Consider the following 26435-nt stretch of genomic DNA (forward strand, 5'->3'; position numbering starts at 1 on the left):
TAACGAGACACGTGGTGACGTGAGTAACGGTTTTCGTGGTCGTCGAGTATGTCATGGCGGTAAGGTCTTCGAACTTCAAACCGGGTGTAATTTCTCCCACGTTTCTATACGACTCCACGAGAGGGATTGTACCCCAAAAAGTCGAACACGAACTTTTCAAGGGTACAACATTTTGAACTTCTTTTCTATCGTCTATCGTTAATACAAGAAATACTATTCCCAAGACATCGTATCTACAGCAACTCGTTCTTTAATAATCTTCGTATTCAAATAAAGAAAGATAAGGCGAGGATTGGATTCACGTGCCACGAGACTCAACGTATCGGGACTTAAAAGATCGATCTTTTCCTTCGTCTCGTAAACCTCTTTTTTCCCATCTTCCTCAAGGCTAAAACCTTTTATCAATAAATAACCATCTTGAATACTCCATGTTTTCAGATCCAACGAAGGAATATTAATCGCTTCACATACTCCCCCTTTTTTGAAATGAAAACCTTTCAGCTCTCCTGTCGACTCGTAAGTATAAGGATTACACCATTCCCCAACAATTTTCTTTTCCATCTCTTTTTGCGGATCACTGCCACAAGCTAAACATAACAAGATTAAACCTATACAAAACAAATTTTTCATACTATTCTAAATTAAAATTACTATTTCAAAAATCATTTTACCAAATCATACTTTTGATCTATTCCACGCTCGTTAGCGTGAATCCCTTCCCTCATCCATCGGGGTTCGGGATCTCCTTTTAAATAATGATCAAAGAATTGTTGTAAACGAATTGTCCAATCCACCTCTGCAGCTTTGTTGAATAAGAAATGGCGTTCTCCCTTATAATTTAGCAACCAAGCAGGCTTCTGTAAACGTCGCATGGCAAGGAATAAATTCAATCCTTCAGCATAGGGGACAGCCTCATCCCCGTCACAATGAAAAATCAATAATGGAGTCTGTATCTTATCCGCATTCAAAATGGGCGAGTGACGAAGATACATTTCTTTGTCCTCCCACAAAGATTTACCCAAACGGCTTTGCGTTTCCTCATACATGAACATTCGAGGCATCCCGCTTCCCGTACGAATTCCTGTATAGGCAGAAACCATGCTGGACACGGCTGCCCCCGGACTGGCACAGGCAAACATATTTGTACGAGTCACCAAGTAAGCCACTTGATAACCGGACCAACTATGCCCTTGTATCCCGATTCTATCCTTATCAGCTATTCCCCGGTCAATAAGCATTTCAGTGCCACTAACGACAGCATTATAGCTACTCTCACCCGGAGCGCCCACTGTAAAATGGATATCCGGCATGAATACCACATAACCATTGCTCACGTAAGAAATCACGTTAAGCATACCACTACACCAAAACGGTACGATATAGTTATGCAAAGTCTCCGTGTGTGTTTCGTAAAAATTCACGATAACCGGATAACGTTTCGATGGGTCGTAATCCTCCGGCAAATATAGTAGTCCCCGATTTCTTTTTCCTTCGAAGTTTGTCCATTCGACCAACTTCACCGATCCCCAAAAATAATTCTCCTGTTGCGGATTAGTATTTGTTATCTTTACCGGGCGAGTAAATGCCAAATCACTCCACCACAAATCCCGAAATTCCGTGTACCCCTGCCGAGTAAATATACAGTATTTCTGATTTTCTGATTTTTGATTCACCGTGACTGAATAAGGACCTTCCATCAATTTTTTCAATTTCCCATTAGACTGGAAGTGATAAATTCCTTCATCCCGATTTTCTAAATTCACGGAAGTCATCAGAAATCCATTTTCGAAATCAATAATTTTATCCCCATAATCATCTTTTAACCAACGGAATTGCCGATTTGTAGCCCTTCCATAACCGCCTGTCAACGAATAAACAGGCTTTTCCCCCGCCAAATCTATTACCCACATATCATAGCGGTCATACAGCACAACCCGATTACCATCTTTCGACCATCCCGCAATGCCGTATGCTTCCGCTGGTTTCGGCAAATCATGTAATTCATTGTGGACAGGATAGCCTATCTCTTTCGAGAGATCTACCCGTTGACAGGTCCTCGGATCAATTTTATACCAGACTTTTTCCAAAGCATTATACCATAATGCATATTTACCGTTCGGACTCCATTCCGGTTCCGTGTAGGAATTTCGCTCAAAGAGAATAGTTTTTCCCGTATTTAGGTCAATCAGATAAATATCCGCATTAATATCATTTTTCCAGTCCGAAAAACGTCTGTAAGGAGTTTTGTCCAATGCAAAAGCATAGTCGTACTTATTTCCTTCCGGCAAAATCAATTTTTCCATATTCTGACTCGTCACCCGGCAACAAATTTTTGTATCCAAATTATAGGCGAGTCTCACGTTACTGGACCTATAATTTCCTTCTCTTTGCTGCAAAGATGAAATCTCATCATTCCAAGTCCATAATTCTAGCTCGAAACGAGTATCTTTTTTTTCCCGTTTTTTCTCCGGTACCGGCAAAATCGTATCCCCATCCAAGATAACACGCTTTCCGTCATTGGATAAACGATAAGCCCTACTTCGCCAAACATAATTTTTCGGGAATTGCACATCATCCCAATCCACCAAAAGCCGACACTCTCCCTTCGGGATAGAAAAAGAATAAAAAAGATCGGGATTATTCATTTTTGATGTATCCGAGGCCACCGTGAACGTTCCTCCCAATTGATCATGTGCTAATGAATAATCTTTTAATAAAAGTTTCTTATCGGAAAAAATAACAACGGATTTTCCTTTCAAGGGACGATAGCACAAAGATTTGTACTCTCCATGATTTTTGATATAAACCATTGCTTTATGCCCCCTCAACAGCGTGCAATTTTCCACACTATCCATCACGATAGAGTCGCAGTTCCCGATATTCCTAATGACAAATCGCCTATATTTCGGGGATTTTTTATCTATCGGGTAAGAATACGTGATCAACTCCGAAGTATTATATTCGTTAAAATCATATTCCCGGTCCCAATATACCTTTTTCATATCCCGCAAACGCAACAAAAAGGTCGAATCGCAAGCACAGGAATCCGCCTCTGGAGCCGTTACCGTATAGCGCAACCATTTCCCGTTTGCGAAAAATGAAGGTCTAACCACGTGTCGCAGTTCCACCTTGATATTTTTTTCCGGGTTATACAGATAAGTCACCCGAGGTAATGTATCATATTTTGAGTCAATATGTACGAAATGATAAGTCACCCATTTCCCATCTTCCGAAATATTAGGAGCATCTACCCTTCGCCATAACTTATATGCCGCTGTATCCAAAGCTCTTTTTTGAGACCATCCTACATTACCGGAGAATACCAACAAAAAAATTATTACAAATTTCATCATATACTATTTCATTAAAAAGATTATTAACTCCTTGACCGATTCATGTTTTTCCCTTTTCCAGATTATTGCCATAGAAGAAGGAGCAAAAACTTCCTGCACGAGCAAAAAGCTCATGAAAACAATGACTAAATTTTAGCCTCACAATAAAATATCTTGTGTTTTACATTTAAATATACAATACGAATTTATCTCTTCATAAAATAATCCAAATCTGTCTGATAATCGGCAGACGAATCCCCTAAAAGAAACCGGGCAAAATGATGCCATAATTTCCGTTCATAAAAATATTCCGCCATACCCCGGTATCCATGTCTATTACCGGGTAATACCAGCATATCAAAATCCTTTCCCGCTTTAATAAGGGCATCTGCCATTTTCATCGTATGTGCAGGATGAACCGTATTATCCATATCTCCTGTCACAAGCAACAAACCTCCTTTATAATTCTTAGCCAAATCCATATTTGTTTTGCTGGACGTGTAATATGTAATTTCCTCATGCTCATTACCAAGAGAATCTTTCACCATTTTTTTACGTTCCTGCACGCCATAATGAATCTCGACCCATCCTTTATTATACATGTTATTATCATGATTACCAGCAGACGCAACAGCTGCCGAATAAAAATCAGGATACGTACAAATGGCTGCAGCTGCCATAAAACCTCCCCCGGAGTGACCATAAATACCAACTTTCTTCCGGTTAATAAAAGAATAACGATCAGCCAACTGCTCTATCACGTACTTATCGTCAGCCAAAGGATAATCCCGTTGATTGCCATACCCGAAAGTATGATAATATTTGCCTCGCATGGGAGAACATCCCCGGTGTCCCACGGTGATAACAATAAAACCAAGTTGTGCCAATCGGGTATTCAACTCGTCATTGATGGTAAAACGTGTCGGGACATACTCGAAAAATGGTCCGGGATACACGCAGGAAATAATCGGATACAATTTTGTAGAATCAAAATCCGCAGGTTTCCACATCACCCCGTACAAATCGGTAACCCCATCAGCAGCTTTCACCGAAAAACGCTTCGGAGCCCGCCATCCCATCTCGTACAAGCGATCCAAATCCGGGTCCTCCAGCGTCATGATAATTTTCCCTTTCCGATTTCGAACAACGTTTTTCGGTTCCATATCCACCCGTGAATATCCATCCACGTAATAATCGCAAGAAGGAGATAACGTTATATTATGAGTCGCATTTTCCGGAGTTAAACAAGTCAATGCATTCTCCTTGTCCAAATCTGCCCGATACAAGATATAGTAATAAGGATCCACCCCCTCCTTCCGTCCATACGCATAGAAATATATCTGACGGCGAACCGTATCCACTTGTAGCAAAGGACTAGCAACCCAAGCTCCCGAGGTAACCTGATTTTTCAAATTTCCATCCTTGTCGTACAAATAATAGTGCCCCCAACCACTACGTTCCGAACGGAATAATATCTCATTTCCGTCATTCAAGAAAGTAATACTCCTCATCTGATAATCCAAATAAGGTTTATTTTTCTCATGGATAAGCGATTTTACCTCCCCGGTCTCCACGTTCACCATACAAATATCTGCTTCATCCCACGTGCGCTTATACCTCTGAAGATAAAGACGTTTCCCGTCATTACTGCTATAAACAACATCTACATATTGATCCGGCCAGCGATTAATATCAATCTCCCGCACTTGCCGCGTATCGGCATCCCCGATAATCAGGCTATATTGAATAACATGTTTATCACCTGCCATCTCGTATTTATAGGTCTCCAGCTTAGGACGAGGTTCTGCAAGTACATCCACCACCCACATATCGTTCACTTTACGAGAATCCTCTCGCAAGGCATAAAATTTATTCCCCCTTTTAAACCACTTAGCTTCACAAAGGAAACGCCCATCCAATTCCCCTTCGTCTTCCCGGTTCAATGAATAATTCTTCTCGCCATCAAACGTAAGCTGCACTTCTGTCGTATCCCTACCTTTCGCCGGATTACCCACCAAATACAAATTATGACGTTTGGCAAACAACATATAAGCACTATCCGCAGAATAATACATCCAATAAGGATCTGACGTAAATTGTTTTTTTGCTTTCCAAAGCTTCAACTCTTTCGTCCGAATATTATAAGTATAATCCTGACGATCAAGATAAAATTTAAACGTTTCCTCATCCAAGAACTTCACCTCGATGTCAAAATTTCTATGATTGTAAGGCTTTCTCGTCATCTCACTCACCTTAGACACCAGCTCAGCATTATCGAACAACAACCTCTTCTCTTTCCGTTTCGGATCCACCCAATAATATTTCTTCCCTTCTTCTGTTTGAAAAGAGTAGTAAAAACAATCACTCCCTTTTATAAAAGTTGGTCTTATAAGCAATGTATTCTTTGAGATCGGAGCTTGCGTAATTTCCCGCATACGTTCCGCCAATTCGTAATTTGCCTTTTGTTGTGCAAAACTCGTAACATGAAAGGCGATGAATCCCAATAAAATAATTATCCTATTCATTTTCTATGTCCTAATTTCCAATTGAACTTTTGTAATCCGCAGAAGAATCTCCCAACAAATATTTTGCAAAATGAGCCCACAACTTCCGTTCAAAGAATAGCTCTGCGGCCCCGGAAAATCCATGATCCTGTCCCGGCAAAACCAACATATCGAAATTCTTCCCAGCTTTTATCAAAGCATCTGCCATACGGTAAGTATGCGCCGGATGTACATTGTCATCCATATCACCTGTGACAAGCAACAAACCGCCTTTATAATTCTTTGCCAAATCAATATTGGTATTCACCCGGAACTTATACGTGTACTCCGTACGATCTCCATTCACGCTATCCTTGATCACCTTCTTTTCCTCTGTCGCACCATTATGTGTTTCGGTAAACCATTTATTATAAATGTAGTTATCATGATTACCGGCAGCTGCAACAGCTGCTTTATAAAAGTCAGGATACGTGCAGATGGCTGCCGTCGACATAAAACCACCTCCCGAATGTCCAAAAATCCCCACTCGCGTAGCATCAATATAAGAATAGCGATCGGCCAATTGCTCGATAGCATATTTATCATCCGCCAAAGGATAATCTCGCAAGTTTCCAAAACCATAGGTATGGTAATATTTTCCCCGCATTGGTGAACCTCCCCGGTGTCCTACGGCAATAACAATGAATCCAAGTTGTGCCAATTGAGTATTACGACCATGAATAAAATCAAACTGAGTTGGCACATACTCGTAAAAAGGACCCGGATAAACGGAAGATATTATGGGATAATGTTTCGTGGAATCAAAATCAAATGGCTTCCACATCACGCCGTACAAATCCGTAACGCCATCTGCCGCTTTTACTTTAAAACGTTCCGGAGCTTTCCACCCCATCTCTTGCATTCGGGAAATATCGGCCTTCTCCAAATCCATGATCTTTTTCCCATGCTTGTTACGCAGAACTACGTGAGGTTCCAAATCTACCCGTTGATAAGTATCAATAAAATAATTAAACGTTTTAGACCAATCCACAGTATGAGTTACATTATCAAATGTCAGTTGCTCGACAGAATTTGGTTTATCCAAACTGGCTCTGCACAATGTATAGTAATACGGATCTATATTCTCATCCTTACCCAAGGCGTAAAAATAGAGTGCACGTCCCACCGTGTCAATCTCGCATATCGGACCGGCCACCCAATCCCCGGAAGTGATTTCATTTTTCAAATTCCCCTCCCCGTCATATAAATAATAATGTCCCCAGCCGCTACGTTCAGAGCGGTACACGATATCCTTACCATCGTTTAGGAAGGAGATACTCACCATCTTAAAATCCATAAACGGCTTGTCAACCTCATGAACCAACACCTTTACTTCCCCGGTAAGCACGTTTACAACACATAGTTCTTTTTCATTATACGCCCGGTTTGTCCGTTCAAAATAAATTCTTTCCGAATCTTTACTTGCATACAGCACTTCAAAATACTGATCCTGCCATCTGTCAATATTAAACTTGGTAATCTTCTTCGTTTCCAGGTCTATCACCAACAACTCACTCTGCGATATTTCCTTATCGCCCGGCATATCATACTTGTAAGTTTTCAACGTGGGACGAGGTTGTGACAGGCTATTAATCAGATACAAGTCTTTCACCTTTCGAGCATCCTCTCTCACCGCATAGATTTTCTTTGAATCTTTAAACCATTCAGCAACAGCTTCCACTTCTTCATCGGATTCATCCATCTCTTTAGCAAAAGTAAAATTCTTTTCTGCATCAAAAGTTAATTGTACTTCCGTGGAATCCTGTCCCTTATTCTTGTTGCCCATCACGTACAAATTGTGATTTTTACAATACAAAATATATAAACTATCCGGAGAATACTTCATCCACGAAGCCCAACCAGACCATGGTTTCAAGGAATCAATCTTTTCCACTTTCCCGGTTTTGATCGTGTATTGATACTTCGCCTCATCAAACTCAAAAGTAAATGAACGTTCCTTCTTATCGAACTCGATAGAATGTAAGGATAAATCCTTTGAATTGTATGCCTTACGAGTTTCTCTACTTATCTGGGCCAATAAATCGTCGTTATCAAACAACAATCGTTTTAGTTTCTTCGCCGGGTCCACGTAATAATATCTTTTCCCGTTACTATCCGAGAAAGAATACCAAAAACGATCGGAATTATTGATAAATTCAGGATGGATCGCCATACTATTACCTGAAATTCCCACGATTTCATGTTTCTTATATCGTTCCGCCAACTTATAATTTGCCTTTTGTTGTCCGTTCGCCAACAAGGAACAGACAATCAACACCACGCATATTATTATCTTGTTCATCTTAATTCTCTATTTGCAATTCCACATCTTCCATCGTACTCTCGTCCCCTAACAAATATTTCGCAAAATGATACCACAATTTACGCTCAAAGAAAGCATCTGCCTTTCCCCCGAAACCATGCCCGTTACCCGGCAACACGATCATTTCGAAATTCTTCTTTGCCTTAATCAAAGCATCCACCATACGCAATGTATTGGCAGGATGCACATTTTTATCCATATCTCCTGTCACCAACAACAAATGTCCTTTCAGACGTTTTGCCAATTCCATATTCGTCGGGACCTTACATGAATAGGTGTACACCGTACTATCCTGCCCGTCTTTCCCTTTCACTGTCTTGACCGCTTCCTTCACCCCGTGATATATTTCAGACCATCCCCGGTTAAAAATATTATTATCATGATTTCCCGCGGAAGACACGGCTGCCGTGTAGAAATCCGGATACGTACAGAGTGCCGCAGTTGACATGAATCCACCCCCGGAATGACCGAAAATACCCACCTTGGAAAGATCAATATAAGCATATCGATCAGCTAACTGTTCGATGGCATACTTATCGTCTGCCAAAGGATAATCCCGTAATTTTCCATACCCGTAACGATGATAGAATTTACCCCGCATCGGGCTTCCTCCCCGATGTCCCATAGATACCACGATAAAACCGAGTTGAGCCAGCCTCATGTTATAACTATCATCCACACGGAAAGAAGTGTTCACGTACTCGAAAAACGGACCGGGATACACGGAAGAAATAATCGGGTATTTCTTGTTCGGGTCAAAATCAGCAGGTTTCCACATAATCCCATATATATCCGTCAAACCGTCAGCTGCCTTCACGGTAAAACGTTCGGGGGCTCTCCATCCCAATTCCTTCAAACGTCGGGTATCGGGTTTTGCCAATTCCATGATCACCTTTCCCTGATTATTCTTCAAAACAATTTTCGGTTCCATATCCACCCGTGAATAAGTATCCACAAAATAACGTTTAGAAGATAAGAATGAAGCCCCATGTTGAGCATTCTCCGGTGTCAGCAAGGTAACCCCTTCTTTATCGATACTTGCCTTATAAAGCATATAATAGTAAGGATCAACCCCCTTCTCCCGTCCGAAACCATACAAATAAATAGTACGTCCCACGGTGTCGATAGCAGCCACCTGTCCGGCCACCCAAGGTCCTGAAGTTATAACATTCTTCAGACGTCCTTCCCCGTCATAATGATAATAATGTCCCCAGCCCGTGCGCTCCGAACGGAACAAAATATCTTTCCCGTCGTTCAATATTACCGTATTCTGCATATGATAATCCCGGTAAGGTTTGTCTACCTCGTGAATCAACTCCTTCACCTCCAATGTCTCCGTGTTTACCACGCAAATATCAACTTCATCCCATGTACGTTTAAAACGCTGAAAGAAAAGCTTGTCTCCTTTTTCTCCGGGTTGGAGAACCTGAATATACTGATCTGTCCATTTATCAGCCGAAACCCGATTGGCAGTTTTTTTCTCGATATCAATAATCCATAATTCGTACTGGCATAAATCCTTCTCTCCCGGCATCTCATACCGATACGTTTCCAACGTCGGACGCTTAGTCAAAGAATTAATAACAAACATATCTTTCAACTTTCGGCTATCTTCACGTACCACGTAAATATGTCTGGAATCCTTAAACCAACGAGCATTTGTTTCCGCTTCATCTTTTTGATCATCTTCCGGATCCCGGGCAAAGGAATAATATTTTTCCCCGTCAGTTGTTAACTGAACTTCCGTGGTATCCACGCCTTTAGCTTTATTACCCCGTATATACAAGTTATGACCTTTCGCGTACAATATATATTTCCGATCCGGGGAAAAGGTCATCCAAGAATAAATCACTTCGTCATCCTCCTCTGAATGATCTTTTTTCTCCAAGGCCTGTACTTTCTTTGTCTTAAAGTCAAATTCATAACGACCATCCATAGAAAAGGTCATTTTGGTCAAATCTTTGGAAAATTCCATATTGGAGATTCTCAAATCCTTCTCATTATAGCCTTTCCGGGTAATCAGACTAACCCCCTGTGCAATATCCGTATTATTAAAAAGCAAACGTTTCTCCCCTTTTGCCGGATCGACAAAATAGAAATTCTTTCCCTCTTCCGTGGTGAACTCGAACCAGAACTTATCCGTATCGTTAATCTGTTTGGGAAACACGCTCATACTATACTTCCCGATTAAACTACCAAATGAAACATTCCGTAACTTTTCTGCCAATTTATAATTTGCTTTCTGCTGAGCTTCTCCCCCAAAAGTAAACAATAATAATGACAACAAAACCAATATCTTATTCATACAATTAAATGATTTACATACGATTAACTAGCAACACACTCGCTTTTACAAACAACAAAAGAGAACCCAAAGGGAGCATAGCTCCCTTTGAAATTCTATCGACTAAAACAACATGCTTAATACATACTAGATGCGCCCGGCTTATTTCCTTGACCAAACTTATATTCGATATCTACAATCTCCCCGAAGCCGTCTTTATGATACAACTCCACTAATTCCATTACCTCTAGTTCGCTATCATACTTTACTTCAAAAACATAAACCTCCCCGGATTTCAATGCTACCGCCAAATGAGCATTCACCGTACCATAGTATGAATCATAATCCTTCACGGCAAGACCTACAATTTCCGAATTGAAGTGCGGAAAAGAAGACAAATTAATTATTCTATTTTCCCAATAATCATAAAAGTGTAAGCGATCACTGGAAGCCACAAGCAACCATTCATGCCAAGGGAATAGAGCCATACATTTATAATCAACCATGATAGAAGCAGGTATTTGACCAGATTCACTACCTTCCTCCATCAAACGGAATTTATCATTTTCCTCCCGATAATCCAATTCATAATAATGCCATAAATACACACCATCTTGATCAAGAATTGAAAAATAGGCTGGCGGAGTATAATAATTTGCCTCGTTAGCCCAAGCATGAAAAATAAAATCTCCTTTTACCTCTTTTAAAAGATCATTCTCGTAATCCTCCCTAAACTCCGCACAAGCTCCCACATTATTCAAGGGACCTATCACATAATCGGTTGTATTATAAATACATTCTCCATCATTCACTATCCCGAAATACGTATTATTTTCGTCGATACCAACGATCAGATAATTATCTTCGCCTTTATAATATGGCAATAACGTCTTCACCTTTTTCCCATTTAACGACGGATCTTTCAAATAGAATCCTGAATGCAGATCAATCGCAACGGAAAGATTAGCCATATAAATGTAATTATCAGCATTCAGAAGCCACTTCCCGTCAAATGTCAACACGGCATCCACCGGATCAAAACGATCTGGAATCCCATCAAAAAATTCATTTCTTGCATATCCCACCGGGGTCAATTCATTTCCGTCCAACTCCACCGGTCCGCTTTCCTGCAACACCATGACCTCATCTTCAACCTGCATCCCGATTGCTGTCGGATAGATGAAATTCTCAACCAACTTACGAGGCCCCCGCCCCAAACTCGGTATCACATTTATATTTTCTCCCACATAAACAACAGTATCCCGGGATACTTCCTTACCATCAACAATCTCGCTTATACTCTGCTTTTTTGACAGGATCATGGATAACTGGGATTCATTACCGGCAGACCTAGACAATATCATCCAACCGTTTTTCCATGAAGCAACTACACTTACGGTAAGCTCTTTCGTAAATGTAACATTCGTTTTATTATCAGTAGCACAAAACAACAAAGTAAATTTCCCTATCTGATCTGCCTTATAAGTATAGTTTAACTGATCTGACAATAAGGTCATTTCCTCTTCTTCACCCAAATACCAAGCATACGATGCATCTGGATTTAAAGTATCAATAGAGAATCGAACCTTCGGCTCAAGCAATATCTCTTCACCGGGATATAACGTGTAACTACCAGCGACATTACTTACTCCATTACGATCCCAATTTTCAAAGTCATTCAAATCCTTGTAGTCATAGTTGCTCTTATCATCCAAGCAAGCCATGACTGACAACAGAATAAAAATATATATCAAACTTTTTTTCATACTCTATCCATTTTTACCCAACTGCGGGAATAACTATTTTATTACCATTCTCGTCTTTTAATGGAACTTTGCCATTAGCGATATTCTCGGGATCATTATTAAATTCCTCTACTCGACGTTTCAATCGTAAGGAATACTTTTTCAACACCAATTTATTTTGGCCGTCAAACTCCACCCCATCCTTTGCCAATTCCTCCAAAAACATCGTGTATTTTGTTTCCGAATATTCACCTAAATAAATCTGTTCCGCAATGTTATAAAAATTCTCCGGTCCACCGTAACCGCCATCCCACACGGTCCACCAAACAGGACGAACTAACTTCGAAGAAACCAAGAATATGGCACGACTGTAATTAACCTCTCCCTCTTTCACAAATTCCGTTTCGTCCACTTTCAACATCAACCGACACATTTTCTCTTTCAGTATATCACCATCCAACAACACGATTTCAATCGTGTCCTGCAATTGCCCTGCCGGAAAAACACATTTCTCCGGCAATATATATAAATCGGAAGGTAGCGTAGTAAAATTTTCGTCTGCAGACACCGTGTATTCTTGATCCTCTCTCGCCCAAACACCGTCGCATTTCATCGGTATCTTCACGTGAATCTCTCCACTAGGGTAAGCTTTAAATGAATACGTTGTACTATCTTTCGTTGCATCTGTAGCAAAATATACATAAAGTGTATTATCGGAATATTCCATGATTCCTTTCTCACTACAAGCAACCAACATGCACATCCATGCAAATAAAAACAATATATTTTTTTTCATAATCATCACAAATTAGTTTCAACATCCGGAAGTGGTACCACAAATACATTCTCAGAAGCAACAACAAAACCTCCGTTTTCCTTCGGAATATTCTTATTTAAACGTTTATAAAGAAAATACGTCTGTCCTTCTCCTATCCATTCCCGACGCATATCATTAATCAACAAATCCATAAATTCATCAGATTGGGCATTCGTAATTTCTTGTACGGTCACATCCGTCTTTTTCAATCCACGTTGCCCTTTTATATACGATAAGTAAGATTTAGCCTTCGTCAATCCTTCCGCTCCCCGCTTACACAAGATCTCTGCAGCAATATAGTACACCTCACTCATCCGAATAAAAGGTACGATATGCTCAGAAACCTCTATTACCCCAGCCGTTGCTCCTGAAGTCGATGCATCGTATTTCATAAATCGATAATAGCTATGTTCATTGTCCATATCTTCGATCCAATACTTGAAACGATAATCATTGCTTGTCATTATAGTCCCGTTATCCCCTTTGGAAGTTGTCAGATCTTTACCAAAATAATTCTTTTCTACTTCCAAGATTGATAAATACTTGGCATTTTTTTTATTTTCCATAGTATTGATCTCCTTATTATAATCCAACAGATCAATAACATGTAACCCGAATATCACGTCGGAATAACACTTCCGATCTCCGTAATAAAATCTATCTGCTAAAGCAAAGGCTCCTTTTTGGGCAGCAAAAGTCATCACCTCCTCTGCTTGTTTCAGAGCCTCTTCTTCTTTCTGCGCATACAAATACACGCGAGCTAACAAAGCGGTAGTCGCCCAGTAATTAAGATGAAATCCCCGACGTATTAAAAACATAGTCTCACCGGATCCTGCAGTCTCAAAATTGTCCGACCGACTAAAGGATTTCGCTGTATCGAATTTCCATAATAATTGCTTTGCATCGATCAGATCCTTGGCAATCAATTCCAAACACTCATTCACCGTTTTGGGATTAGAAATATAGGACGGGTAAGTATTTACATAAGGGATAAACTTACGGTCACCCGGATTCGTAGAGGGAGCCGGAGCAAATAAACGCAGCATATCGAATTGTATAAATGCCCGCAATGCCAAGGCCTCACCCCAGATCATAGCTTTCTCCTTTTCTTTCCAACTAAATATTTCGGGATCGGCATGTTCTATCTGTTGTATTATATTATTACAATTGGCCACTACATTATAAGCCTCTGTCCAAATGGAAGATAGCACAGGTTTAAAGGCATAATGGTCCCATGCATATTCATCGGCACCAAACTGCATCTCGTTTACACCAGCGGCTTTTCCATAATTATACACCTGCCCCAATGCATCCACGATTCCCCAAGTCAAATGTTTTCCGTATAAATTCCTTGACTCCATGGTAAAGTAAACACCATTTAAAGCATGCCGGAAACCTGTACCCGTGGAAAACAACTTCTCTTCACTAATCTCATCTTCCGGTTCCACATTCAACCATTCATTACATGATGACATAAAGAACGGTAAAACAAAAATTAAATACAATAATTTATTTCTCATATTCTTGACTTACTAAAAAGTTGCACGTAAAGAAAAGTTCACCGTTCTGGCGAATGGATAGCTCGTTCCTCGCTCCTGCTTGATGGAAGACAAACGGAACAACTCGCTCGTACTTACTTCCAAGCGCAGTGTCTTCAAGTATATTTTCCGAAGCCATAGCGGATCAAAATCATAGCTCAATGTCAATGCATCCAGAGACAAAACATTCTCGTCCTGCACGAATCGGGAAGTAGGCAAGGTAACACTGTTCATATCTTTTATATCTTTCAGGGGAGCGATATCGCCCGGTTTTTCCCAACGCTGTGTCAGCACGCGCTTATCAACATTACTTCCTTGAATATCCGCATTCTCGACATTCATGATCAAGGTCTCATTGTACGTCTGTTTTCCCCATTCATAACCAAAAGAAGCAAACAACGAGAAATTCTTGTAAGTAACATTTAAACCAAAAGATCCACTGGCCTCAGGCTCCGAATCCCCAAGCACGATTTCTTCAGTTGCTTTCCATTTGTGACTGGCCTGCCCATTGCGATAGAGATATAATTCTTTACCGTTTGAGGGATCAATTCCCAATGAACGCACGCCATAGATTGCTGTTAACGAAGCTCCTTCCTCGTATTTCATGATCGGTTTGATAAAATCCGAGTATGTTTTATTGGCCTTAACCCATGACGAATTTGATGTTTGATCCTCTTCCGCAAGTTCATAATAATCATCTACTTGAGAATTGTAAGCTTTCAACGCATCTGAAATTTTCAGAATTTCATTCCTATTGTGATTCAGATTACCCCACAAGGCAACATTCCAATCCTTGTTTTTCATTACATCGAAACGGAACTGGATATCGAATCCCTTGTTCAACGTTTCACCCAAATTACTCTTGTAAGAAGAGAAACCGGCAGATCCCGGCAAAGTTACATCCGTGATCAAATCTACCGTTTTATTGTAATAGTAATCAAAAATCAAAGAAATCCGGCTATTCCAAAATTCCATATCCGTACCGACATTCAATTTATTCGTTGTCTCCCACTTAAGATCTCTATTCCCCAATGCCTTCAAACCAACCCCAAACCCGGCAATATACCAACGATCAAACGTCCGATAAACCGTTCTGGCACTATAAGACGGAAAATTCACCTTACCGGTTTGCCCGTAAGAAGCTCGAAATTTCATGCGATTGATCACCTTACTACCATGCAAAAAAGCATAGTTATGCAAATTAACTCCCGCTCCAAACGACCAGAATGGAGCCCACTTTTGATCCAGACCGAACTCGGATGAACCGTCAAAACGCACGGACACATCTGCCAAATAAATGTCATTCCAAGTATAATTCGCTAAAAACAAAAAACCGGCCAGTCGACTAGTACTCTGAGATTTTGAGGGTTTATCCTTGATCTCCGCTGCATAATTAGGAGAATGATACTCTCCGGAAGGAAATCCCCGGTAATGACTGGAAGTACTTTCAGATTCACGAGATGTAGCATTAACTACCGCTGAAGCATTTAGAGCGTGCGCACCAAATGATTTTGATACATATACACCCACTTGAGCGTCCCAATTCGTGGATTCTCCCTTCGTCAAATAGAGATCCCCCTCCAATTCTTTTTCTTTCTGAATTTTCGCCGTCGTGTTGGAAGAAAGAGGATCAATAAAACGTTCTTTTTTAGTAAATTCTTTCGTTATGGCAATCTGACCTTTTAAATGCAAATAATTCGTGAGGAACCATTGAGCCATCAATCGGTCGATAAACACATCCCCTTTCTCGTATTCAAAATTATTTAAACGAGCTTCATACAAAGGATTATTTACACGATAATCAGTATGAGTTCTTTTTGAAAATTCCAATTCTCCTGAAATCAACGTCCCATTCTTGTCATAAGGACGATCGTAAGGTTGCAAATGAGCATAATCGGAGAAATCACCATAAGGAGATTCTTGAGCCTTGGTATAATTATACTCGATATAATTCACTACCTGCAAATTCTTAAGTCGATAATCCACGTGAAACCCCACGTTCATGACATCTCGGTAAGAATCTTTCATCACACCATTATTCTTGTTATAAGAAAGATCAAGGCCATAACGCAGATCCGCATTACCCCCCTCTATCGAAAAACTATGCTTATGATTAACGGCATTACGTAAAGGAATAGATAGCCAGTCCGTGTTCACTCCTTCCTTTACACGCAATAGCCGCTCGTTATAAGCATCCAAAGCCTGTTTCCAAGTCATATAATATTGCGGAGTGTAAATCCCGGCTTTTTGCTCTATTTCCAATTTCTCTTTTGCATCAGCCAAATTATAATCCGAAAGATCAGGCATAGAAACCGAACCTGTCAGACTGTACGAAATAGTCACTTCTCCCGGTTTCGGAGCGACAGTAGTAATCACTACAACCCCATTGGCAGCCCGGGAACCATACATCGCCGTGGCTGAAGCATCTTTCAATATCTGGATATTTTCAATCCTCATCGGGTCCATATCATACACTTTCTGCACGCTCACCTCGAAACCGTCCATGATAAAAACAGGAAGATTCGGGTTATTCTTCAAAGATGACTTGGATAACGCATCTTTATCCAATTCTTTCACCCCGATACCGGAACGTCCGCGTATATATATTTCAGGGATAGCATTCGGATCCGATCCCCATTTATTGTTTTGTTGTATACGGAATGACGGATCAAACGTCGATAGAGCTTGAATCACGTTCGTGGCAGAAGCCTTCAATAAATCCTCCCGTTTCACGGAAATAGAACTACCGGTAAAACTTTCCTTTCTGATATTGCTATACCCTGTCACGACCACCTCGTCCATCTCTTTCACGTCATCCTTCATCGTGATCACCAGCTCTTTTTCATCATTTTTTCGATCATTACTCAATTGGTGATAAACAGTTTCCATTCCAATAAACGAAAATACCAGAATTGTACTATCAAGCTTCGGGATCTCAATTTTAAACTTTCCGTCTATATCCGTTATCACGCCCAATTTAGTTCCCTTGATTAATATGGTAACTCCCGGTAACGGCATTCCCTTCGTGTCAATTACCTTACCTTTAATTTGGCGGGATTGTTCTTGTTTTTTCTCGTCTTTCATTTGAGTAATGATAATCACATCATTCTGAATCACGTAGGATAAACGTGTATCTTTAAACAAAACTTTCAATACTTCGTCCAAAGTCGCATCCTTCACGTTCACATCACGTCTCCCATACTTCAATACCTCCTCCATCTGATACAAAAAACGATACCCTGTCTTCTGACTCATGTCCGTGATAGCCTCGTCAATAGTAACATCTTTCAAATTTAACGTCAATCTTACCACTTGAGAGGCCGCCTCGGCCTGTAAGAAAAAGACTGACACAAACAGAAAAAGAAGGCTGCGTTTTAAAATAAATCGCATCTTTTTTAATCTTTGAACTCCTTCAAAGACTTCGATTCCGTTTTTTTTCATACTTTTACATGCTTAATGATTAATAATTCTGTTTTTAATCGTTATTTAGACTCACTCACGAGCAGAAAATAGTGCCAATGTTTTCTGCTCTTTTTTATTTAAATTCATCATTCTTCAATTTTACGCACGAATACCGTCCTATCCTTTACCTCGAAATGTACCCGGGTTGCCAACTCCAACATTCTCAATATCTCCGTGAAATCCTCATACCGGGCCAACTCTCCAGAAAAATGATACTCTTTCACTTCCGGATTCTCCCAAAATATATCAATATTGTACCAACGCGCCAAACGGGTCATGATATTCTCCAGCGAATGATTCAACAACATGAATCTCCCCTCTTTCCATGCAGAATAACTACTGGCATCAACTTTACGAACGGTGAATTTTCCCTCATCATAAACAGCTTGCTCGTCCGGACGAAGTCTTACACCCTGCTTGCCATTAAATACCCGTACTGCTCCCTCGTTCAAAGTCGTTTCCACGAAAGCATCATCCGGATAAGCCTGCAAATTAAATTGTGTTCCCAAAACTTCCACCGACATCTTATCGTTTGCATTCACAACAAAAGGACGTGAAGCATCTTTAGTAACTACGAAAAAAGCTTCTCCTCGTAAAAAGACATCACGTTTCCCCTTACCAAATTTCACCGGGAAACGAATTTCTGAATCAGAATTCAGAAAGACCTCCGTGTTATCGGACAAAAACAATTTATACTCCCCACCCCGAGGTACTCGAATCGTATTGTATTCTAACACATCTTCTTTCCCTGCCCCTTCATTCTCCTTGTAAGACACTTGAACTCCATCGTTCTTGGCAACCATTCCCCCTCCCAACGTGATCAACTGTACAGAACTATCCTGCAGAACAATCTCATCCCCCCGGGAAGTCACTAAAATAGCTTTAGCTCCCCCCATTTCCACATGAGCCGCCACCTCTACTTGTTTCACCTTCGGCTTTTTATTGAAACCCCAGTACAATCCTATTCCTACAAGCAATATCACAGAAGCTGCCACACCAATCTGCCAAGCAGAGAATAAAGATCTACGCTTTCTTTGTCCGGCTAATTGTTCTTTCAAGGCATCCCACGTATGTTCTACATCTAAACGCTTCGCATACATATCCCTGGTAGAAAAATTTTCTACCTCAAGAATGCGCCGATATAAATCCTTATTTCTTACATCCTCCTCCAGCCAAGCATTCAGTTTTTCCTCATCCTCGGGCAGGATAACTCCCATTAACTTTTTAGCTATTAAACGGGATATTTTATAATCTTTAGGACACTCTACCATACAAACGTTTTATTACATTTCTATACATAGAACGACAAATTCATCTTAAAGGATGAGTGAGCTTCCCGCTTTTTTTTAATTATTTTCCGCTAAAAACACCAAAAGAAGATAGAAGTAATCCTTTAAAACCTCACGAAGAGCATCCATTGCCTTATATTTCAACGATTTGACTGTATTTACAGATATACCCAAATTTTCGGAAATTTCTTTATTCTGTTTTCCTTCCAAACTTAGTTTTATAATCCGTCCACTCTGGGCAGGCAAGGCATCAATAGCTTCCATCACGATCCTGTAGGTTTCCTCCTCTATTAAAATATCGCGAAAAAAGTACTCGTTACCGGCAGCACTTAATCCTTCTTGAAGTGGTAAATTTTTCCGGCTCCTCAAATAATCAAAGCATTTGTTTCTGACAGACACGTATAAAAATATATCTGCCGTCTCCCGAAAATCATAAGTTTCCCTTTTCTCCCACAAGCGAATAAATATTTCTTGAACAAGATCCTTCGCCACATCCTCATCCTCAACAATACGACGAGCAATCATGCACATAGACAAGTAATATTTTTTGAAAAGCATTTCGTAGGCATCAATATTACCTTGACGAATGGATTCAAATAATTTATCATCGTTATTTTGATCACTATCAGACATGATTATTCCATTTACCCCAAAAACTCTCTTGAGGTAACAAAAATAGAGAAAAAAATGAGAATAACAATCACAACACAAATTCCTAGCATTCTTATCTCCATGAATTTTAACTCATAATCATATAGATTACGTTTTATTGGGATAATATGACTTTTTATGAAAATGATTCGTACTGTCTTCTCCATATAAAAAAAATAAGTCTATAAATAGAGAAAATCTGGGTGCAATATTAAAATTCACACCCAGACTTTTTTAACCTACACTACAGCACTACCGGAATTTCCACTAGTAGTAGTGCATCCATCAAGAAACAAACTCTCAATCGTCCATCTTTATCACCATAACGCCCATAATCTTGTTTTTGATACAAATCCCGCATTTTCTTTGAAAGATAGTACTCCGAATCACTGGGATTATTCAAATACTTATTATACATACCATCCATAGTTGTGTAATAACGATATGATAATTCATTCATCTCACACCCTCTCACTGCCCCGAAAGTAACATTTTCATCTGCCACGCTCCCCGTTGACGTGAAATTCGCTCTACAAAAACACGATAATAATTTATCGTTTATTGATACAAAATCAGCAAAATCTCGTAAAAAAATAATCTTCAATTCTTTGGAAAATCTATCTCGTCGCATTCTCCTCAATTTTACTATCTAAAGTATAATTCACCTTACACGATCCCGAGATAATGTATCTACAAGCCTGTTGTCAAACCTAAAGCACCATTAAAGAAAATCTAGTAAACCACGAAGTAAGAAAATATTGTCTATATCATCTACGTCCTCAAAGCCCCCGTTCTTACACTTTTATACATAGATAAAGATTTAAAGCGCTCTGTTAAAATAGTAGTGATAATCGGGAGATAGCACCTAAACTTCGCCTAATAACCGCCCTACAACCAGACAATTTCCGGAATCACCCCTTGAAAAACCTCCTTAGACGGGTTAATCGAGAAAAATCATTTTCTACCAACTTTGTAAATTAAAAAGAGGTGCCTAAACTCGTTAGACACCCCCAACTGGTTGCATTTATTGAATATGAAAAGTAGGTTTGTATTTCATCTCGCCTCAGATATATTCCTACTTTGTTCTTTGAATAATTACTTTCGTATGAAAGAAACTCCCTTCTATTGTTCTAAGTTCATTTTAATAGTACTATTCTCAAACAATTCCTTCAAGCTGTTCACATCTGCATGATAAATCTTATCATCTACACGATAATGAACCCAAATTTTCGTTCTTTCCCAATCGTAACGGTATTCTTTACGCAAACGTAACGTGTATTTGCCATCTTCAGTAATCGTCATACTACCAATACGGGGAGATCCTCCTTCCACCTCAAAAGTGACAAAACCATCCTTGGGTACAGGAGAATATGACTTACCATCTTCACTGAATTCTATCGTTCCTGTAATCGGCGTATTAGCAATTGTAAATGATTCATCACTAAAAATCACGACATTTTCATCCGCAGATATGGTGATTTCTCCTGCACTCACGATAGACTTCGTTTTAAATGGTAACACTTTATGTTCTCCCGTTTGATCTGCAGGTCCCACTTCCGGATTCACCTGTATATTACCATTATCAACATCTTTAATGGCTACATCATCTGTACCATTCCGATTTTCATCCCGTTTAGCCTTTACAACATATATAAATCGTCCCTCAACATTAGGATCCTCCTTAAATATCTCTTCCGGATAGGCGCTTCCCCTTCTATTATCATCAATCTCCAGCATCGGAGCATCAATATAAACCTTAAATTCTGTTCCAAAAGGATCTGCAGACTTGTTATCAGTACCACGGAAACTCGTAATGTCAAATTCCAAATCAACCTCCTGCCCAACTTCGTAACTCCACTCTCCCGATTCATTCGCATTTATCGTTAAGTTTCCATTCTTCAACTTTCCTGAGAACTTAAATGGATCATTATTTGCCAATTCGAAAGTAATCGAACGATAATGATTTCCTTTATATTCATAACCAGCTTCTGGATTCGACTCACTTGACGCAATACGAATTACTTCTGCACTATTAGGTCTATCTGTTTTTAAATAAATCTTATAATCGCTCTTTCCTTTTTGAACCGGAGTAAATGAAAATACTCGTCCACCACTCCCCCACGTTCCCTCATCAATAGGTTCAAAATCACACTCCTTATTACCCGCACCGCCAGGAATATCCTCATCATCATAGCGAGTTAAGTACTGAGAATAAAGCAAAAATACATCATTCTCGTCAGAAACAACAGGACCATTACCTCCTCCTTCGCTCTCTTCTCTCAATTGCACATCAAAAGTTACCGGAGCGCTCACCTTTTGTGGCACCAAACAATAATACACGGTTTCCCCATCCGGCATTTCATCTCCTAGGTTCGAACCATTCACGTCAATTAATCCTCCAATTGAAATATAATAATTATGATCACTAAACGGGAATACCTTCTCTAAAGTAATAAAATGCTCCGCTTCAATGGTTAATGTTCCATTTTTATAAGCATCACCCTCCTTTTCAGGTTTCAACACGGTATTAAAATAAACACGTTGTACCCCTGTATGTGTTGCCTCGTAAACAAATTTAAATTTCCAAGGATCGTTTTCACTAAATTCATCAGGATTACTAATAGATGTAATTGTTGCCAACTGTTGTCCTGTTGATTGCCGAATATTCAACCAATCGGCACCAATTTTCACCCGTAAAGGTAACAACTCTTCAGGAAAATCCTCCGGAATAGTGAACATCAATGTCACCGGCTGTCCCTCCACGTTACCATAAATTTGAGCCGAAGTCCATGTGGGTTCAAATTTAAATTCTCGTACAGTAATTACCTTAATTGTACGCCGTAATTTACCGGCCTTTACCTGAATTATTCCTTCACGTTTCGTTTCGTTCTGTCCCAACTGATTCAATGTAATTGTCAAAGTACCTATTCCGGTATTATTATCATATACATTTTTAATCTCAGAGGTTGCCACGGTCGTACCTCCGCCAACCCAAGTAGCAAGCACTTGACCAGTTGTCTCTGGTCCATACTCCCCATCCCCATTTTTCACCTCATATCTATATGTCAAATCCACACTACGAGTAGTCGTACCTAAATAAACTACAAAAGTTTCATCTACAATCAATCGATGAGTCCCATCACTTACCTCGTTAATATCATCCGGAACAGAGATCCACACGTTATTGGTGGGTGTTCCATCCAATGCTTCTGCAAAAGAATCATAACCATAAGACAAGGGACCTACGATCTCAATATTATACGAATGATTCCGCCGGATCGGTAAAGGCTCCGACTCTTCATCCAACAACAATACCCGATAATATTTTCCATTCTCACCATGCAATATGACACTCACAGGATCCGAAAGCTCGTTCTCACACTCCAGGATATACTTTTCATCCAAATTAAACGAACCATCCTCAGTACCCTCTAGATGAATCTGTTCGTCATTAGCCGGCAAAGACAGGTAACCTTTTACACCCGGCGTCCATTCAAAATCATGTGTTTCTGAATTATAAGGAGCTACCGTACCGAAAGCATGCGTGTTATGCGTTGTGAAAGCATCTATATTAACATAGCCATTCTGAGGATTTTTCACCGTAACTCGTGCTTGATTACGGACCATAACAATCTTTTTTCCTTCTCGTTCCAAAGCTACGGTCATATTATCCTCTCCCTCCTCACATGCCACTCGTTGCCAATAAATCATTCGTCCCGAGGAAGCAATCAAGGTCGCCATCAAATCCGACTCGTGCTTTCCACCCATTTCAGATTCATTAAAATCCGTCAAGTTCTGGTTCGCCACAAAGTGTATAATTTTCGTGTAATCCGGCACGATTGCACTAAAAGACCCACTTAACGAGGCATTAACATTAGGATCAATAGGATCTGTTACAATTTTCGCCTCAACGGTTGTAATAAAAGACCCTGATGCCGAGAAACAATACAACACCATATCTTGAATTCCACGCCCATCAGAATCCACACTACGTGTTGATACCTGTTGCATATCAGGAACGTTTGTTCCAAACTGAATCGCCAAATATCCTTCTGGTACTTGTTGTTCTCCCGTACCACTCTCCAATTCATCCCGAGAACACGCCGCTGTTACCATTACTAGTAAACAAACAGCAAATTTCCATATTACTCGCGTTATCATAGCCTTTTATTTGTTTATTTCTTTATTCTCGTAATGATCCCGAACACAACGGAGACCTGTTCCATTATTATTATTATGAGGATTTTGCACCCGCCCTGAGGCACTCATATAATATAGACCATTTAATAAATAATCCATTGCATCCGTTCCTTGATTCGACGTCCCTTGATATCTCATAATAATCAATAACTCCGCTTTTGTTGGCAAACGCCAATCATCTAACACAACAGGAGGCAGTTCTTTCCCATCTTTATCTTTTAAACGATAACCTCTCTGATCACGAGGATAATATACTTCTACGTAATTAGCACAATGACTTGCAGCCATCTCATAAGCCACATCCTCGTCATCCGGTAATCCATATCCATTCACCATTCCTAAACGAGAAGCTATCATAAAAGAAGGAGAAACTAAATTATTATTAGCATCATCCCTTGCTGTCCGGCCCTGTTCATCCTTACGAGGAATTCCCAATTGGTAAATCATATCTTTATGCAATTCATCAAAATCTGAATCTTCAGGAAAATCTGGCAATGCAGAAGAATTTATTTGTACATGGTACATACGCGGATTTGCAGATGATTCAGCATTAGAAGTCTTAAGGTTTCCCTGATTCCAATAATAATAAGATGTACTATAATTTTGTTCCATATATCCATTATCAGGCTGATTTAATACAACTTTAGAAACAAAAAAGTCATTCCCCAGAATACTAGGTGTCGACGAATAATTCCATGTTCCATTACTATACGATTTTGCCGCTACTATATTATTACGACTCGAAATTGTCTCATAATTACATCCGAAATCCTTTCTATAAGAATACCATCCGAAATAATACGTGATATACTCCTGCGGATACTGTACCACCGTCACTGTTATCGGGGTACATTCCGGATCACCATTAGTTACCGTAAATTCTATATACCGGATCAAATTGTTTGTTGGCACAGGACTATGTATATTAATATTCCCGTTCAATCCTTCAGCCGGCTCAATCACAATACTATTCAAAACATCGCTACTAACATCTGTCTCTACACCATATTTATTATAATAATACGCTCTTTTATTTATAATCTCCACCTCTCCCGAAGAAGCAAATTGCAAGGTCGTTTTATCATCTGCCATATTATGCAATTCCAACTCATCTCGATTCAATGTAAGATAATGCGGTACAGCATCAGCACCAATCTGAATATCTAAATCCTCCCATGACACAACCTCGTATTCAATATCTTCCAAATTCGTATCCTCACCCTCATTCTCCGCACCTGTCCCTTTCAGTGTCACCCGCACCCGGTAAAGATGATTAGGCTTCAACATATTTGTCTTAGAAACAGGTATCGTATAATAATTTTTGTCCACGACCTCATCAACTCCACCATCCGCAGACTTCTTCATATAAGGAACTCGCACAACCAAGTGTGTCATTTTTTCATATACATTTCCACCTGTTGACCAATCATTCGAGTACGAATAAGTTGTCATCGTAATTGTCTGAACCTCTTTTCCATCAACAGTTTCCTTCCCAAACTTCACATTTCCCGCATAAGGATCAGCTTTTTTCAAATCCACACTAGGTAATACAACCACATCAGCATCCGGTAACACGTAAGAAACCCCTTGCCAATTATTCAAACGAAAAGTATTTGAATTACTTTGCGGTGCAAACTGGAACCAATCGCCACCCTTGTTAGCCCCCTCGATCAACACGACCTCAATTTTAGCAGCCGCACGTGCCAAATTAATATTAATTTCCGTGTTAACATCTGCATTTCCATCATTCAATCTCACATCATCCACATTCCCGCTCATCAAGAAACTTCCATTTTCTTTTGTTGGATCTATCTCATTTAACGGATTCTCTGTTGTTGAAGTTTCCGTTACCTGTCGTAACTCCGTGAGATTTTTTATCTCACTTAATGGTTTACTCGGATTTGTACTATTTGCAACCAAATAGATAGAATAATTAGATTTGGCAAAAGCAGATTTCGGTTTTTCTAATGTCACGGTAGCACCATGGGGTTCCACTGATTCATAATAAAAAAGTTCTCCCTCATCAAAAATAAATACATCCAATTTCTCTACTTTACTTTCGACACTAGTTCCATCTTCGGATGCTCTAGATTCTATTGCCTTATCCGAAGCAAATCTCAAAATAATACGATCACTTCCATCGTTCGAAACAGTTAACTGTTCCCCGCTCTTGTCGCAGCCGACGAGAAACACGACTGCCAACAATATACTGATAATATGATTACTGATTCTATTCATACAATCTTGCCTT

14 protein-coding genes are annotated in these 26435 nt (G+C 39.8%); all 14 read right to left on the bottom strand.

Translation table 11 applies throughout. The features are described 5' to 3' along the window. Positions 1-213: 213 nt before the first annotated feature. Positions 214-630 (bottom strand): lipocalin family protein, encoded by a 417-nt coding sequence (locus AB5542_RS08405; RefSeq protein WP_087419435.1) that lies wholly within the window; start codon positions 628-630, stop codon positions 214-216. Between the two features lie 32 nt (positions 631-662). Then, positions 663-3353 carry a S9 family peptidase gene (locus AB5542_RS08410; protein ID WP_288214992.1) on the bottom strand — a complete coding sequence of 897 codons (2691 nt, stop codon included), beginning with the start codon at positions 3351-3353 and terminating at the stop codon, positions 663-665. 185 nt (positions 3354-3538) lie between these two features. Next, complete coding sequence (locus AB5542_RS08415) at positions 3539-5857, bottom strand: S9 family peptidase (protein ID WP_279039345.1); 2319 nt, start codon at positions 5855-5857, stop codon at positions 3539-3541. A gap of 10 nt (positions 5858-5867) precedes the next feature. Beyond that, complete coding sequence (locus AB5542_RS08420) at positions 5868-8177, bottom strand: S9 family peptidase (protein ID WP_118303116.1); 2310 nt, start codon at positions 8175-8177, stop codon at positions 5868-5870. 1 nt (position 8178) lies between these two features. Beyond that, on the bottom strand, positions 8179-10503 hold the full coding sequence (locus tag AB5542_RS08425; protein WP_270543083.1) for a S9 family peptidase: 2325 nt from the start codon (positions 10501-10503) through the stop codon (positions 8179-8181). A 116-nt stretch (positions 10504-10619) separates the two neighbouring features. Further along, a complete protein-coding gene (locus tag AB5542_RS08430) occupies positions 10620-12248 on the bottom strand; it encodes a PKD-like family lipoprotein (RefSeq protein ID WP_279039343.1) in 1629 nt (542 codons plus the stop codon). A gap of 13 nt (positions 12249-12261) precedes the next feature. Beyond that, positions 12262-13023 (bottom strand): DUF4843 domain-containing protein, encoded by a 762-nt coding sequence (locus tag AB5542_RS08435; RefSeq protein WP_162613687.1) that lies wholly within the window; start codon positions 13021-13023, stop codon positions 12262-12264. 5 nt (positions 13024-13028) lie between these two features. Next, the gene (locus AB5542_RS08440) at positions 13029-14564 is read right to left on the bottom strand and encodes a RagB/SusD family nutrient uptake outer membrane protein (protein ID WP_270543081.1); all 1536 of its coding nucleotides are present in this window, start codon (positions 14562-14564) and stop codon (positions 13029-13031) included. A 12-nt stretch (positions 14565-14576) separates the two neighbouring features. Next, on the bottom strand, positions 14577-18023 hold the full coding sequence (locus AB5542_RS08445) for a SusC/RagA family TonB-linked outer membrane protein (protein WP_118303110.1): 3447 nt from the start codon (positions 18021-18023) through the stop codon (positions 14577-14579). A gap of 107 nt (positions 18024-18130) precedes the next feature. Beyond that, a complete protein-coding gene (locus AB5542_RS08450; RefSeq protein ID WP_270543080.1) occupies positions 18131-19315 on the bottom strand; it encodes a FecR family protein in 1185 nt (394 codons plus the stop codon). Positions 19316-19390: 75 nt separating this feature from the next. Then, positions 19391-19966: an RNA polymerase sigma-70 factor gene (locus AB5542_RS08455; protein WP_270543079.1), complete on the bottom strand. Its 576-nt coding sequence runs from the start codon at positions 19964-19966 to the stop codon at positions 19391-19393. Positions 19967-20228: 262 nt separating this feature from the next. Then, positions 20229-20615 carry a S46 family peptidase gene (locus tag AB5542_RS08460; RefSeq protein WP_279039340.1) on the bottom strand — a complete coding sequence of 129 codons (387 nt, stop codon included), beginning with the start codon at positions 20613-20615 and terminating at the stop codon, positions 20229-20231. 491 nt (positions 20616-21106) lie between these two features. Then, positions 21107-24145, bottom strand: a complete 3039-nt coding sequence (locus AB5542_RS08465) for a hypothetical protein (RefSeq protein WP_279039337.1) — start codon at positions 24143-24145, stop codon at positions 21107-21109. Positions 24146-24151: 6 nt separating this feature from the next. Beyond that, the gene (locus AB5542_RS08470) at positions 24152-26422 is read right to left on the bottom strand and encodes a fimbrial protein (protein ID WP_279039335.1); all 2271 of its coding nucleotides are present in this window, start codon (positions 26420-26422) and stop codon (positions 24152-24154) included. Positions 26423-26435: the final 13 nt, after the last annotated feature.

Origin of the sequence: Butyricimonas sp. RTP31003st1_G1_RTP31003_210430, assembly GCF_040920905.1 — a bacterium.
Lineage (GTDB): Bacteria > Bacteroidota > Bacteroidia > Bacteroidales > Marinifilaceae > Butyricimonas > Butyricimonas paravirosa.

Excerpts from the sequence above, each read along its gene's own strand:
- AB5542_RS08405 (WP_087419435.1), bottom strand. The coding sequence starts at position 630 with ATGAAAAATTTGTTTTGTATAGGTTTAATCTTGTTATGTTTAGCTTGT.
- AB5542_RS08410 (WP_288214992.1), bottom strand. The coding sequence starts at position 3,353 with ATGATGAAATTTGTAATAATTTTTTTGTTGGTATTCTCCGGTAATGTA.
- AB5542_RS08415 (WP_279039345.1), bottom strand. The coding sequence starts at position 5,857 with ATGAATAGGATAATTATTTTATTGGGATTCATCGCCTTTCATGTTACG.
- AB5542_RS08420 (WP_118303116.1), bottom strand. The coding sequence starts at position 8,177 with ATGAACAAGATAATAATATGCGTGGTGTTGATTGTCTGTTCCTTGTTG.
- AB5542_RS08425 (WP_270543083.1), bottom strand. The coding sequence starts at position 10,503 with ATGAATAAGATATTGGTTTTGTTGTCATTATTATTGTTTACTTTTGGG.
- AB5542_RS08430 (WP_279039343.1), bottom strand. The coding sequence starts at position 12,248 with ATGAAAAAAAGTTTGATATATATTTTTATTCTGTTGTCAGTCATGGCT.
- AB5542_RS08435 (WP_162613687.1), bottom strand. The coding sequence starts at position 13,023 with ATGAAAAAAAATATATTGTTTTTATTTGCATGGATGTGCATGTTGGTT.
- AB5542_RS08440 (WP_270543081.1), bottom strand. The coding sequence starts at position 14,564 with ATGAGAAATAAATTATTGTATTTAATTTTTGTTTTACCGTTCTTTATG.
- AB5542_RS08445 (WP_118303110.1), bottom strand. The coding sequence starts at position 18,023 with ATGAAAAAAAACGGAATCGAAGTCTTTGAAGGAGTTCAAAGATTAAAA.
- AB5542_RS08450 (WP_270543080.1), bottom strand. The coding sequence starts at position 19,315 with ATGGTAGAGTGTCCTAAAGATTATAAAATATCCCGTTTAATAGCTAAA.
- AB5542_RS08455 (WP_270543079.1), bottom strand. The coding sequence starts at position 19,966 with ATGTCTGATAGTGATCAAAATAACGATGATAAATTATTTGAATCCATT.
- AB5542_RS08460 (WP_279039340.1), bottom strand. The coding sequence starts at position 20,615 with ATGCGACGAGATAGATTTTCCAAAGAATTGAAGATTATTTTTTTACGA.
- AB5542_RS08465 (WP_279039337.1), bottom strand. The coding sequence starts at position 24,145 with ATGATAACGCGAGTAATATGGAAATTTGCTGTTTGTTTACTAGTAATG.
- AB5542_RS08470 (WP_279039335.1), bottom strand. The coding sequence starts at position 26,422 with ATGAATAGAATCAGTAATCATATTATCAGTATATTGTTGGCAGTCGTG.